The organism is Amycolatopsis rifamycinica (assembly GCF_000695625.1).
Taxonomy (GTDB): domain Bacteria; phylum Actinomycetota; class Actinomycetes; order Mycobacteriales; family Pseudonocardiaceae; genus Amycolatopsis; species Amycolatopsis rifamycinica.
The window spans coordinates 340,304-354,352 of sequence record NZ_JMQI01000047.1; the positions used below are offsets into that span (position 1 = coordinate 340,304).

Here is a 14,049-nt window from a genome sequence, read left to right on the forward strand (position 1 = left end):
GACAGATCGCCGAACAAATGTGAAAAACCTTCATTCGGCGGGTGTGCCGGGTGTCCGGGTCCTGGTAAATCCAGCGGGCCAGGTTCCCTCACCCACCGGAGTCGCACATGCGCAGAACCGGGATCGTGCTCACCCTCGCCGCCCTGCTCGCCGTGGTGTCACCCGCGCTCGCCCAGGCCGTCACGGGCTGGACGGAAGTCGGATCCGACAACGCCAGGGCCCTCGACGAGAGCCAGGGCCTCGCCACGATCGTGCGCTCGTCGGGCACCACGATCCGCTACACCGGGATCGGCACGATCCCGGCCGACCTGAACTCGCAGGGCTGGAACCACGTCGGCGACCCGGGCTCGGCCCAGGGCTGGTACGTCGAGCCCTACCAGCGTGACGACCGCGGCGCGAAGCTCTTCCGCGTCCAGGCCCCGGACGGCTCGTGGGCGAACTACCGGCACACCCTCGAGTCGTGGGAAGCGAACAACAACTCCTTCGCCGCGGTGTCGCCCGACGCGCGCTGGCTGGTGGCGGGGGAGTGGGGCACGATGGACCGGCTCTTGGTGCACCCCATGCCGGGCGTGGTGGCCACCAACCCCGCACAGAACCTGCCGTTGGCCGGCGCGATCCGCCTCGATCACCCGGTCCGCGACGTCCAGGGCTGCGACTTCCAGACCGCGACCCGCCTGCTCTGCGCGTCCGACGACCCGGACGGCAGCCTCTTCGGCACGACGAAGCCCCTGCTCCAGGTCGACCTGGCCGGCCCGCTGTCCGGTTCGGACGTCACCGGCCACGTCACGTCGCTGGGTCAGCTCCCGCTCCGCAGCGGCTGCTCGGGCTCCTTCGAGGTCGAAGGCATCGACTTCGACGAGCGCGACAACACGCTCCGCGTGATCGTGATGTCCCCGAGCATCTGCATCCTCTTCGACAGCAAGACCTACCGCTTCCGCCAGTGACCCGAAACGGGCATCACGCGTGACTGCCGGGGCATCACCCGTGATCCGGGAGGCATCACCCGTGATTGAGCGGGCATCGGCGTGATGCCCCGCCCATCACGCGTGATGCCCCTCTGATCACGGGTGATGCCCCTTGGCTCACGCGAGTTCCGGGTTGAGGGACTCCGATTCGGGGGCCTGGGCGGGGGTTCGGCGGGCGTCGCGGCGGGCCTTGCGGCGTTCCTTGCGGGTCTCGACCATCGTGTAGAGGGTCGGGACCAGGACCAGGGTCAGCAGCGTCGAGCTGACCAGGCCGCCGATCACCACGATCGCCAGGGGCTGGCCGATGAACCCGCCCTGGCCGGTGATGCCCAGCGCCATCGGGACCAGCGCGAAGATCGTCGCCGCCGCGGTCATCAGGATCGGCCGCAACCGGCGCCGGCCGCCTTCGGTGACGGCGTCGGCGACGCTCATCCCCTCGGCGCGGTACTGGTTGATCAGGTCGATCAGCACGATCGCGTTGGTGACGACGATGCCCACCAGCATCAGCATGCCGATCAGCGCCGGCAGGCCCAGCGCGGTGCCGGTGGCCAGCAGCAGCCCGATCGCGCCGGTCGCCGCGAACGGGATCGACACGAGCAGGAGCAGCGGCTGGATCAGGCTCCGGAACGTCGCCACCATGATCAGGAACACGATCGCGATGGCCGCCAGCAGCGCCAGGAACAGGTTCGAGAACGCCTCCTGCTGGTCCTGGCTGACCCCGCCGAGCGAGTACGCCGCCCCGCCGGTGAACGTCAGGCCGTCCAGTGCGGACTTGATGTCCGCGGTGGTCTTGCTCAGGTCGTCCCCGGTGTTCTTGGCGGTCACCGTGGTGCTCAGGTCGCCGCCGGTGCGGTGCACCGACGCCGGGCCGTCCACAGTGGACACGCGAGCCACCTCGTCGAGCCGGACGACGCCGCCCGGCCCCGGGATCGGCAGCCCGCGAACCTGGTCGACCGTCACCGGAGCCGTGCCGGCGCGCAGGACGATGTCGGTGCGCTGCCCGCCGACCGGCAGCTGCGTCACCGTGCGCCCGGCGATCGCCTGGTTGGCGACCTGCCCGATGGTGCTGGCCGACAGCCCGCGCGCGGCGGCCGCGGCGTCGTCCACCTCGACCTGCACCCGCGGCGAGCCGACGCTCAGATCGCTGGACACCTCGGTCAGCCCGGACACCCCGCGCAGGGCCTGCACCACCTGGTCGGACGCCGGCTTCAGCGCGGCCTCCGACGGCGCGGTCACCGTCACCGACACCTGGTCGGAGTTGAAGCCGGACGCGTCCGCGCCGATCTTGATCTCGCCCAGCTCGGGCCGCGACGTCAGCTTCGCGCGCAGGCGGTCCGACAGCGCGTCGAGGTCGGTGTCCTTGGCGACGGTGACCGAAATGCTGGTATTGGTCCCGCCGCCGAAGCCGAACGCCCCGCCGCCGCCGATGCTGACCTGGTAGGTCTGCACCGCGGGCTCGGCCGCGAGCGCCTGCTCGACGGCCGTGGCCGCCTTCTCCTTCGCCTCGACGCTGGTGCCGGCGGGCAGCTTCTGCGTCATGTTCAGCGTGGTGCCGCCGGACTGGTCGAGGAAGTTGGTGTTGAGCCGCGTCGCGAGCCCGACCGTGCCGGCGAAGATGAGCAGGGCCAGCAGCACGACGGTGAGCCGCCGCCGCGTCGCGAACCGGATCACCGGCAGGTACGCGCGCTGCAGGATGCTGCGGCGCTCCTTCTCGACGGCCGCTTCGCGCGCCCGCTCGGCCTCGACGGCGTCCGCCGGGACCTCGGGCCGCTTCAGGAACCAGTACGCCAGCACGGGAACCACGGTCAGCGAGACGAGCAGCGACGCCAGCAGCGCCACCGTCACCGTGATCGCGAAGGGCGAGAACAGCTCGCCGACGAACCCGCCGACGAACGCGATCGGCAGGAACACCGCGACGGTCGTCAGCGTGGACGAGGTGACCGCGCCGGCCACTTCGCGGACGCCGTCGAGCACCGCGCGGTCCTTTTCCTCGCCGTAGGCCAGATGTCGTTTGATGTTCTCCAGCACGACGATCGAGTCGTCGACCACCCGGCCGATCGCGATGGTCAGCGCGCCGAGGGTGAGCAGGTTGAGCGACAGGTCGCCGGTCCACAGCGCCAGCAGCGCGACGACCACCGACAGCGGGATCGACACCGCGGTCACCAGCGTCGAGCGCACCGACAGCAGGAACAGCAGGATGACGACGACGGCGAAGGCCAGCCCCAGCAGGCCTTCGGTGGTCAGGCCGCTGATCGCGTCCTTCACCGGGGTGCCCTGGTCGAACACGACGCTCATCTCGGCGCCGGTCTTCTTCGCCAGGTCCGGCAGCTTGCCGCGGACCGCGTCGGAGATGGCGACGGCGTTCCCGTTGTCCACCATGGTGATCGACAGGCCGAGGCTGGGCTTGCCGTTGGTGCGCGTGATCGACGTCGGCGGCGCGAAGCCGGCCTGGACGTCGGCGACGTCACCCAGCTTCACCGGGCCGCGCGCCGGGGCGCCCGCCCGCGCGGCCGGGGTCAGGTACAGGCCGCGCAGCGTGTCCACAGTGGTCTGTCCGCCGCCGACCTGCACCGACAGCGTCTTGCCGTTCTCGGTCAGCGTCCCGGCCGGCACCGTGGCGCCCGCCGTCTGCAGCGTGGTCGCGATCGACGCCGGGTCGACACCGGCCGCCGCGAGTTTCGCGTAGTCGAGCGTGATCGTGACGCGCGGCTGCTGCACGCCGGTGACGGTGACCGTGCGGACGCCGTCGATCTTCCGCAGCTCCGGCGCGACCTGGTCGGTCAGCGCGGGCGCGAGTGCCTGGGGGTCGCCCGTGGTGCCCGCGGCGACCAGGACCACCGGCAGGTCATCGGTGCTGCCCGCGGACACGGCGGGCTCGGTGTTCTGCGGCAGCCGCGACCGGACCTGGTTCACCACCTGCTGGATCTGCGAGACGGCGGCGTCGATGTCCGTGCCGAACTCGAACCGCGCGACGACCCGCGAAACGCCGTCCGACGAGGTCGACGTGATCTGCTCGAGGCCCTTCAGCCCCTGGAGCCCGCCTTCGAGCGGCTCGGAGACCTGCCGGTCGACCGCGTCCGGGGACGCTCCCGGGTACGAGGTGACGATCTGCGCCTGCGGGAACTGCAGGGACGGGAACAGCTGCTGCTTGAGCTGCGGCAGCGCGAAGGCCCCGAAGCCGACGACGACCAGCGCGAGCAGGCCGATCAGGCTCCGGTTGCGCAGGCTCAGTCTGGCCAGCACGGACATGACGTGAAAACCCCCTCGGGAACGACGCGGCGACCGGTGCCGCGTCAGTGACCGGGAGAGCTTTTCACGGCATTGCTGAGGAGCGACTCAGCCTGCGGGTGGATTCCGGGTCGTCCCTTCGGGGGACCCGCGGCCGGGAGCTGCGCTGGGTGCCGGCTCCGGCGCGTTGCGTGACGGGATGTCCTCTTCGGACGGCTCGGCGGGCACGTCGTCCGCGCGCGGGCGCCGCAGCGGCGTGGTCGAGCGGTCCCAGAGCTTGCGGCCGTCCTCCGAGCGCAACCGCTCGGACGCGCGTTCCATCTCCAGCCGCCGCCACTTGCGCCGCTGCCGTCGCGTCGCCTTCGCCGGCCACAGCTCCTGGATCGCGCTGTTGAAGTACGCGCCGCCGACCACGGCCAGCCCGATGAAGAACATCAGCAGCAGGAACGCGATCGGCGCGGCCAGCGCGCCGTAGGTGTAGCCGGTCTTGGTGATCCAGTTCAGGTAGACGCGCAGGCCGACCGAGGACAGCAGGAACACGACCATGGCGAGCACCGCGCCGGGCAGCCCCCGGTGCCACGGCAGCTTCCGCGGCAGCGCGAGCTTGTACAACGTGGTCAGCGCGAGGGTGATCATGGCGCCGAGGGCCGGGAAGTACAGCGTGCTCACCCACGACGACACGGTCGGGCGCCAGTCGGTGGGGAAGAACTCCGGCAGCAGGTCCGGGCCGATCGCCAGCAGCGGCAGCCCGACCACCAGGATCACCAGGCCGCACAGGTACAGCAGGAGCGCGAAGATCCGCTGCCACACGTCGTTGCGGACGCCGTACTGGTCGTGCGCGACGGTGATCGCGTCCACGAACGACGACATCGCCGAGGAACCCGCCCACAGCGAGATGAGGAAGCCGACCGAGACGATCTCGCCCTTGCCGACGGTGAGGATGCTGTTCACGGTCGGTTCGATGATGTCCTGGACGGCGTTCGTGCTGAAGACCGTCCGGCAGAAGCCGATGATGCGGTCGTGCACCGCCGTGACGACGCCGGCGCCGAACCACTCGCCGACGAAGCCCAGGCTGCCGAGCAGGCCGAGCAGCAGCGGGGGCAGCGACAGCGTCTGCCAGAAGGCCGCCTCGGCGGCCTCGGAGAAGATGTTGCCCTCCCAGGCCTTGGCGAACGTGCGCGTGACGAGCCGCCACGGCCCCTTGCGGGCCACCTTCGTCGCTGCGGACGGCTGCACCTCACCCATGACGTGTCCAGCATGGTCCATCCGTGCTGATTTGGCTCGTCACACCCCCTGCGGCCGGGCGTGTCGGCGGGCCTCACCCGTGCCGGTGCCCGGAACCGCCGGACCCGGCCGGTAGACTCGCTCCAGTGCCCTCACCGCAAGTCGCCGGCCGCCCAGCGCAGCAGCAGCCGGTACCACAGTGAGGGTTTTCGCACGTCACAGCACTTGAGCGAGGGGGAGGACCGGCGATGACGGAGACGCAGCTCGGGGCACCTCCCGCGGAGAAGGACTCGACCGCGCGCCCGCTGCGGGCGTGGCAGCGGCGGGCGCTCACGAAGTACCTGACGCAGAAGCCGAAGGACTTCCTCGCGGTGGCGACGCCCGGCGCCGGCAAGACGGTGTTCGGCCTCCGGATCGCCGCGGAACTGCTGAGCGACCGCACGGTCGAGGCGATCACCATCGTCACGCCGACCGAGCACCTCAAGCACCAGTGGGCGGCCTCGGCCGCGGCGGCCGGCATCGCCATCGACTCGAACTTCCGCAACACCACCGGCGTCACTTCGTCGGACTACAACGGCGTCGCGCTGACGTACGCGCAGGTCGCCGCGCACCCGACGCTGCACCGGGTGCGCACGGAGAACCGCAAGACGCTGGTCATCCTCGACGAGATCCACCACGGCGGCGACGCGAAGAGCTGGGGTGACGCGATCCGCGAGGCGTTCACCCCGGCCGTGCGGCGCCTGTGCCTGACCGGGACGCCGTTCCGGTCCGACGACTCGCCGATCCCGTTCGTCACCTACGAGCCGGACGCGGGCGGCTTCCAGCGCAGCAAGGCCGACCACGCGTACGGCTACGCGGACGCGCTGGCCGACGGCGTGGTCCGGCCGGTCGTCTTCCTGGCGTATTCGGGCGAGGCGTCCTGGCGCACGAGCGCGGGCGAGGAGTTCACCGCCCGGCTCGGCGAACCGCTGACCGCGGAGCAGAACGCCCGGGCGTGGCGCACGGCACTCGACCCGGCGGGCGAGTGGATCCCGGCGGTGCTGCAGGCCGCCGACACGCGGCTGTCGCAGGTCCGCCAGAGCGTGCCGGACGCCGGCGGCCTGGTGATCGCGACCGACCAGGAGTCGGCGCGGGCGTACGCGAAGATCCTGGAGCGCATCTCGGGGGAGATGCCGACGCTGGTGCTCTCGGACGACCCGAAGGCCTCGGGCCGGATCAAGGAGTTCTCCGAGACGAACGAGCGCTGGATCGTGGCGGTCCGCATGGTCTCCGAAGGCGTCGACGTCCCGCGGCTGGCGGTGGGCGTGTACGCGACGAGCGCGTCGACGCCGCTGTTCTTCGCCCAGGCGATCGGCCGGTACGTGCGGGCCCGCAAGAAGGGCGAGACGGCGAGCGTGTTCCTGCCGTCGGTGCCGGTGCTGCTGGAGCTGGCCAGCGAGCTGGAAGCGCAGCGCGACCACGTGCTCGGCAAGCCGCACCGCGAAAAGGAGGGCTGGGAGGACGAGCTCCTGGCCCAGGCCAACCGCACCGAGGACGAGCCGGGCGAAGAGGAGAAGGCGTTCACCTCCCTGGGCGCCTCGGCCGAGCTCGACCAGGTCATCTACGACGGCAACTCGTTCGGCACGGCGGTGTTCTCGGGCTCGGACGAGGAGCAGGAGTACCTCGGCCTGCCGGGGCTGCTGGAGCCGGACCAGGTCCGTGCCCTGCTGCGGAAGCGGCAGGAAGAGCAGATCGCGGACGAGAAGCGCCGCAAGCCGGCCAAGGAGGAGGCTCCGCCGCCGACGGCCCGTCCGCAGTCGGTGAGCGAGCGGCTCAATGCGTTGCGCAAGGAGCTGAACGCGCTGGTGGGGATGTACCACCACCGCACGAAGAAGCCGCACGGCGCGATCCACAACGAGCTGCGGCGGGTGTGCGGGGGACCGGTGACCGCGATGGCGACGGTCGAGCAACTCGAGGAACGGATCGTCACGCTGCGGTCCTGGTGAGGGCGGGCGGGCCCGCGCCCTGTCGCCCGGGAGGCTGAAGTTCCGGTGGTCACCGTCCGTCCCCGGGACGGCGGCATCACCGCACCGCCGAGACTTGTGACGCTGCGTATAGCGCTGTCACCGTCGGCCGCCCGTGCGTCCCTCCCGAAATGGCCTTCCGGGCACTTCACGGCCCGAAGTCCGCAAGTCGGCGACCGATCCCGCGGCGCAGCCGTGGATTCGCCACGGGTCGCGCTGGGTGCACACGACCGGCCTAACGTCACGCCTTGATGAAACTCCGATGTAACTTACCGTGAGTGCTGGCGATCACATCGTCAGCGGATCTACTCTTTCCGGGCGAGGTTCAGCCCGTGTTGCCGAACCGTGTCCAATTGGTGTCATTTAATCGATCCAGCTATCTTCCCCGCAGCCGCTCAGCGGCATATGTTGTCGCCCACAACATATGCGCGACGGTGCGCCGGGCCTCTCCGGATCACCGTCTCGCCGGCCCGACGCACACGCCGACGGCCACTCGTCACCAATGCTTGGATCCGGAAGGAACGAGGATGCGCAGCAGAACCCTTACCCTCCTCGCCGCCACGGTGAGCACCGGCCTGGTGCTCACCGCTTGCGGTGCCAACAGTTCGAACAGCGGGGGCACGGGGAGCAACTCCGCTTCCTCGTCCGCCCCGGCCGCCGCCGGCGGCGGCGCCAGCGGCAAGGTCGGCGTCATCCTGCCGGAGACCGCCAGCTCGGCCCGCTGGGAAGCCTTCGACAAGCCGATGCTGCAGGCCGCCCTCGCGGCGCAGGGCTTCGACGCCGACGTCCAGAACGCCCAGGGCGACAGCCAGAAGTTCAGCAGCCTGGCCGACGGTTTCATCAGCTCCGGCGTCAAGGTCCTGATCATCGCCCCGTCCGACCCGGCCGTCGGTGCCGCGGTCGAGGCGAAGGCGAAGACCGCGGGCATCCCGGTCATCAACTACGACCGCCCGAGCCTCGGCGGCAGCGCCGAGTACTACGTCTCGTTCGACAACGAGAAGGTCGGCCAGCTCCAGGGCCAGGCCATGGCCGACGCGCTGAAGGACAAGGCCGGCGCGGGTGTCGTCCAGATCGAGGGCGCCCCGACCGACAACAACGCCACGCTCTTCACCAAGGGCCAGGACTCCGTCCTCGAGCCGCTGTTCACCTCCGGCAAGCTCAAGCGGATCCAGAAGCAGCCGATCAACGACTGGGACAACCAGCTCGGCGGCACGACGTTCGAGCAGATCTTCACCGCCAACGGCGGCAAGGTCGACGGCGTCGTCGCGGCGAACGACGGCCTGGCCGGCGCGGTCATCACCATCCTCAAGAAGAACGGCCTGAACGGCAAGATCCCGGTCACCGGCCAGGACGCCACGGCCGACGGCCTGATGGCGGTCATGCGCGGCGAGCAGTACATGACCGTGTTCAAGCCGATCAAGGAAGAGGCGGAGGCGAGCGCGAAGCTGGCCGCCGCACTGGCCAAGGGCGACAAGGCGGGCGCCGACGCCATCGCGACCGGCAAGCTGCACGACCCGCAGAACAACCGCGACATCAAGTCGGTGCTGCTCACGCCGACGACGATCCTGGCCAAGGACGTCAAGACCGTCGTGACCCAGGGCTACGTGAAGGCGACCGAGATCTGCGGTGGCGACCTCGCCGCCAAGTGCAGCTCGCTCGGCATCTCCTGAGCCCCCGCAGTACCCCATGAACAGCCGGGCCGGGACGCGCACCCCGACGGCGCGTCCCGGCCCGGTCCCCACCCAGGAGAAAAGCCAGCCATGAGTGAGCCCATTCTCGAGATCAAGGGCCTGAACAAGAGTTTCGGCCCGGTCCACGTCCTCCACGACGTGGACTTCGACGTGCGTGCGGGCGAAGTGACCGCACTCGTCGGCGACAACGGCGCCGGCAAGTCGACCCTCGTCAAGTGCATCGCCGGCATCCACCCGTACGACTCGGGGGCCGTGCGGTTCAACGGCGAGGACGCCCACATCCGCGGCCCGAAGGACGCGGCCGAGCTCGGCATCGAGGTCGTCTACCAGGACCTCGCGCTCGCCGACAACCTCGACATCGTGCAGAACATGTTCCTCGGCCGCGAGCGCGGCAGCTCGTGGAAGCTCGACGAAGCCAGCATGGAGAAGGCCGCTCGCGAGACGCTGGCCTCCCTGTCGGTCCGGACCGTGAAGTCGGTCCGCACGCCGGTCTCCTCGCTGTCCGGTGGCCAGCGGCAGACCGTCGCCATCGCGAAGTCGGTGCTGTGGAACAGCAAGGTCGTCGTGCTCGACGAGCCGACCGCCGCCCTCGGTGTCGCCCAGACCCGCCAGGTGCTCGACCTGGTCCGCCGGCTCGCCGAACAGGGCCTCGGCGTCGTGCTGATCAGCCACAACATGGCCGACGTGTTCGAGGTCGCCGACCGCATCGCGGTGCTCTACCTCGGCCGGCTCGTCGCCGAGGTGCACACAAAGGACGTCACCCACGGCCAGGTCGTGGAACTGATCACCGCCGGTCGCTCCGGCGACCTCGGCCTGGCCCGGCCCGAAGCCGTGGTCCTGTGAGCGGGAAGAAAGAACCCGAAATGACTGAGACCCCTGCCAAGCACGAGGTCGGCACCCCCGCCGACGCGCTCGCGCAGACCCAGAACCCCTCCGCGGCGATCTCCGACTTCGGCATCGACACGACATCGATGTCAACCGGCGAGGCCGTCCGCGACTACTTCGCGCGCCTGCGGGCCGGCGAACTCGGCGCGCTGCCGTCGCTGTTCGGCCTGCTCGTGCTGGTGATCCTGTTCAGCGCGCTGTCAGACAACTTCTTCACCCTGGCCAACATCGCGAACGTGTTCCCGCAGGGCGCGGGCGTCATCATCATCGCGATGGGCATCGTGTTCGTGCTGCTGCTCGGCGAGATCGATCTCGCCGCCGGTGTGGCCTCCGGTGTCGCCGCCTCCGTGATGGCCCTGCACTACGTGCACACCGGGAACCTGCTGGGCACCCTGGGCACCGGCGTGTTCATCACGTTCATCGGGGTCCTCGCCGTGGCCATGCTGCTGTCCGCCTACCAGCGGATCTGGGCCGGTTCCGCGCTTTCCCTGATCGGCCTGCTGATCGTCGCGATCGGCGTCCCGGCCAACGCCTGGCTCGAGATCCTGCTGGCCATCTGCGTCGGCACCGCGATCGGCTGCATCACCGGGTTCCTCGTGTCGAAGATCGGCATGCCGTCCTTCGTCGTGACGCTGGCGCTGTTCATCGTGTGGCAGGGCGTCCTGCTGCAGTTCATCGGTGAGGGCGGCACGATCGGCATCAGCAACTCGGACGTCCTGTACAAGATCGCCAACGGCAACCTGAACATCCTGGGCAGCTGGATCTTCTTCCTCGTCGCCGCCGGCGGGTTCGCGGTGATCACGCTGACCAGCCACTTCAAGCGGCTCCAGCGCGGCCTGGTCGTCCAGCCGACGGCACTGGTGATGATCAAGGTCGGCGCGCTCGTCGTGCTGTCGGCGATCGGCACCTGGCTGCTGACGATCGACCGCTCGCCGAACAAGACGGTCGTGACGATCCAGGGCGTCCCGTACGTCATCCCGATCATGCTGGCGCTGCTGGTGGCCGGCACCTACGTGCTCAACCGCACCAAGTACGGCCGGTACGTCTACGCGGTCGGCGGCAACAAGGAAGCCGCCCGCCGCGCCGGTATCGACGTGCCGAAGATCCGGGCGAGCGTGTTCGTCATCGGCTCGGCCGTCGCGGCCATCGGCGGCATCGTCGCCGCGTCGAAGGTCGGTTCGGTCAGCCCGCAGTCCGGTGGCCTCAACACGCTGCTGTTCTCCGTGGGTGCCGCGGTCATCGGCGGCACGTCGCTGTTCGGCGGCAAGGGCCGGGTGGCCGACGCCGTGGTCGGCGGGCTCGTGATCGCCGTCGTCATCAACGGTCTGGGCCTGCTCAAGCAGCCCGCCGCGGTGGTCAACATCATCACCGGTCTGGTCCTGCTCCTCGCCGCCACGGTCGACGCGCTGTCCCGGCGCCGCGCGGCTGCGTCGGCGCGCTGACCGCCCGTGGGATGATCAAACCCGTGACCAGCTCGCCCGTTGCTCGACCTGACGAGGTGCGCCGGCACAACCGCACGACCCTGCTTCGCCTGCTGCACGTCGGCGGGCCGAGCACCCGGGCGACCCTGGCCACCCAGCTGGGGCTCAACCGGAGCACGATCAAGACCCTCGTCGACGGGCTGGCGGAAGCCGGCGTCGTCGAGGAAAAGGTGCCGAGGCCGGGACGAGGGGCGGGCCGCCCCTCGCTCCTGGTCCTGCCCCAGCCGCACGCGGCGGTCGTGCTCGCGGTCGACCTGCAGGTCGAGCACGTCGCGATCGCCCTGGTCGGGCTCGGCGGGCAGATCCTGGGCCGCAACAGCTGGAACCTGCGCGGCCGGATGGGCCAGCCGGACGAGGTCATCACGCACGTCATCGAGTCGACGGCCATCCTGGCCGGCGACCTCGACGTGACCCCGGTGGCGGCCGGGGTGTCGGTGCCCGGCGTCGTCCGGCGGGCCGACGGGTACGTGCACGAGGCGCCGAACCTGCGCTGGACCGACGTCGCCCTCGGCGACCGGCTCGGCGGGGTGCTCCAGATCCCGATCCTGGTCGGCAACGACGCCGAGTTCGGCGCGGTCGCCGAGCACCTGCGCGGCGCGGCCCGCGGGGCGTCCGACGTGGTGTACATCTCGGCGGACGTCGGGGTCGGCGGCGGCGTCATCGCCGAGGGTTCGGCGCTGCGCGGCGGCTCGGGTTACGTCGGCGAGATCGGGCACATGGTCATCCGGCCGGACGGGCGGCCCTGCTACTGCGGCAGCAGCGGCTGCTGGGAGACCGAGGTCGGCGAGGCGGCGCTGTGCCGGGCGCTCGGGCTGGCGGAGGACACCCCGCGCGGGGCGATCCTGTTCGAGCTGCGGGAGCTGGGGCGCGACCCGGAGGCGGCGCTGACGCGGCTCGAGGAGTTCGCCGAGTGGCTGACGCTGGGGCTGATCAACGTCGTCAACCTGCTGGGACCGCAGCTGGTGATCCTCGGCGACCTGCTGACGGTGCTGCCGGAGGCGGTGCTGCGGCACGTCGGCGCCGAGGTGCGCCGGCGCAGCCTGGTGAGCCGGGCGGTCGGGGGCACGCGGATCGTCAGCTCGGCGCTGGGGGCCGACGGGAAGCTGCTCGGCGCCGCCGAGGTGGCGTTCGAAGTCGTGCTGGATTCTGTCTGATTTTCTGTCCGGTTCCGTGTCCGGAATCACCGCCTATCGAGGCGAAACCGTGATTTATGACACGCAATCTGCAAGATGCAGAAAGGCGGTCGGCGCCTGTGCGCACCGGCCGCCTTTCGGCGTCTGCAGGGTTACCGCTGGATGTCGGCGGACAGTTCCTTGAGCTTGGCCTCGTGCTCGCGGGCGTGGTGCCCGCAGAAGAGCAGTTCGCCACCGGTGCTGAGGATGGCTCGTACCTGAGCTGCTGCTCCGCACCGGTCACAGCGGTCGGCGGCGGTCAGTTCGGGGCGGGTGAGCGTCGGCGATGTCATGGGGGTCTCCCTCCGTCCCGGCACCGGTCGCCCGGTGCCATCGATCCAGCTACGCCCACTTGGCACTGATGCCGGTGGCGGCGATCGCCTCCGGCTCCGCGTGTTCGTGCTTCCACTGTTCCAGACGTTTCGCGGCTCGCAAGTGTTCCCGCGCCGGTGGGACCTGAGTCACGCCGATTTACCCCGGATGCCGTAGCGAAGTCCCGCATTCCAGGAGACGATTACCCGGAGAGTTACATTTTCCGTGGTCAGGCACCATGAGCTGGTGAGTACGGTGACTTCCCCACGACGGCTTTCCTCCGTCCCCGCTCCGCTCTTGTTCGTTCTCAGCGGAATTTCGATGTACGCCGGAGCGGCGGTGGCGGTCGACCTTTTCGGCCACGCGACCCCGGCGGGCGTGGCCTGGCTCCGCTGCCTGGGCGCGGCGGTGGTCCTGCTGGCCTGGCGCCGCCCGGGCCGCGCGGCCTGGCGGGGCAGGCGCCTGCTGCTGGCGGTGGTGTTCGGCGTGGTGACGGCGGGCATGAACGTCCTGTTCTACGAGGCGATCGCCCGGCTGCCCCTGGGCACGGCGGTGGCGATGGAGTTCGCGGGCCCGGTGGTGGTGGCGGCCCTGGGCTCCCGCACGCTGCGCGACGTGCTGGCCCTGGTCCTGGTGGCGGCCGGGGTGGTGGCGATCGCGGACGTCCGCATCGGCGGCAGCTTCTGGGGCGTGCTGTTCGCCCTGGGCGCGGCGGCGGCCTGGGCGGGCTACATCCTCCTGGGCAAGCGAGTGGCGGTGGGCGGCGACGGCCTCGACAGCCTGGCGATCGGCTTCCTCGCGGGAACGGTGGTGTTGTCCCCGCTCGCGCTGGGAACGGGCCCGGTGTGGTCTTCGCCACGGCTGCTGCTGTGGGGGATCGGGGTCGGGGTGCTGTCGACGGTGGTGCCGTACGCGCTGGACCAGGTGGTGTTGCGCCGGCTGGGCCAGGCCCGCTTCGCGACGCTGCTGGCGCTGCTGCCGGTGACGGCGGGGGTGATGGGGTTCGCGCTGCTCGGGCAGGTGCCGAGCGTGGCGGAGGCGGTGGGGACGCTGGCGGTGGTGGCTGGGGTGGCGTTGAGGGGGCGGGA

Annotated in this window: 10 protein-coding genes; 7 read left to right on the forward strand and 3 right to left on the reverse strand. The window is 70.5% G+C overall.

The annotated features are described in order from the left end of the window. The first annotated feature begins 107 nt into the window (after positions 1-107). The gene (locus tag DV20_RS23250) at positions 108-944 is read left to right on the forward strand and encodes a hypothetical protein (RefSeq protein ID WP_043783633.1); all 837 of its coding nucleotides are present in this window, start codon (positions 108-110) and stop codon (positions 942-944) included. 138 nt (positions 945-1,082) lie between these two features. Here the strand turns inward: DV20_RS23250 and DV20_RS23255 are convergent, their stop codons facing one another. Together DV20_RS23255 and DV20_RS23260 are read right to left on the reverse strand one after the other, a co-directional pair. Continuing rightward, positions 1,083-4,214, reverse strand: a complete 3,132-nt coding sequence (locus DV20_RS23255) for an efflux RND transporter permease subunit (protein ID WP_043783635.1) — start codon at positions 4,212-4,214, stop codon at positions 1,083-1,085. Positions 4,215-4,301: 87 nt separating this feature from the next. After that, positions 4,302-5,438: a YihY/virulence factor BrkB family protein gene (locus tag DV20_RS23260; RefSeq protein ID WP_043783638.1), complete on the reverse strand. Its 1,137-nt coding sequence runs from the start codon at positions 5,436-5,438 to the stop codon at positions 4,302-4,304. Positions 5,439-5,665: 227 nt separating this feature from the next. On the opposite strand from DV20_RS23260, the gene DV20_RS23265 reads away from it, so the two are divergent. The 5 genes from DV20_RS23265 (at position 5,666) to DV20_RS23285 (ending at position 12,631) form a co-directional block, all read left to right on the forward strand. Further along, on the forward strand, positions 5,666-7,402 hold the full coding sequence (locus DV20_RS23265) for a DEAD/DEAH box helicase (RefSeq protein ID WP_043783640.1): 1,737 nt from the start codon (positions 5,666-5,668) through the stop codon (positions 7,400-7,402). 545 nt (positions 7,403-7,947) lie between these two features. Beyond that, complete coding sequence (locus DV20_RS23270) at positions 7,948-9,090, forward strand: sugar ABC transporter substrate-binding protein (RefSeq protein ID WP_043783643.1); 1,143 nt, start codon at positions 7,948-7,950, stop codon at positions 9,088-9,090. A gap of 90 nt (positions 9,091-9,180) precedes the next feature. Continuing rightward, the gene (locus tag DV20_RS23275) at positions 9,181-9,954 is read left to right on the forward strand and encodes an ATP-binding cassette domain-containing protein (protein WP_043783645.1); all 774 of its coding nucleotides are present in this window, start codon (positions 9,181-9,183) and stop codon (positions 9,952-9,954) included. 20 nt (positions 9,955-9,974) lie between these two features. After that, positions 9,975-11,438, forward strand: a complete 1,464-nt coding sequence (locus DV20_RS23280; protein ID WP_043783647.1) for a sugar ABC transporter permease — start codon at positions 9,975-9,977, stop codon at positions 11,436-11,438. An 11-nt stretch (positions 11,439-11,449) separates the two neighbouring features. Further along, positions 11,450-12,631 carry an ROK family transcriptional regulator gene (locus DV20_RS23285; RefSeq protein ID WP_051736096.1) on the forward strand — a complete coding sequence of 394 codons (1,182 nt, stop codon included), beginning with the start codon at positions 11,450-11,452 and terminating at the stop codon, positions 12,629-12,631. A gap of 131 nt (positions 12,632-12,762) precedes the next feature. Here DV20_RS23285 and DV20_RS23290 read toward each other — a convergent pair whose 3' ends face one another. Then, positions 12,763-12,942 carry a DUF7455 domain-containing protein gene (locus DV20_RS23290; RefSeq protein ID WP_004561029.1) on the reverse strand — a complete coding sequence of 60 codons (180 nt, stop codon included), beginning with the start codon at positions 12,940-12,942 and terminating at the stop codon, positions 12,763-12,765. Positions 12,943-13,282: 340 nt separating this feature from the next. On the opposite strand from DV20_RS23290, the gene DV20_RS23295 reads away from it, so the two are divergent. After that, on the forward strand, positions 13,283-14,049 hold a 767-nt coding region (locus DV20_RS23295; protein WP_043783654.1), incomplete at its 3' end, for an EamA family transporter.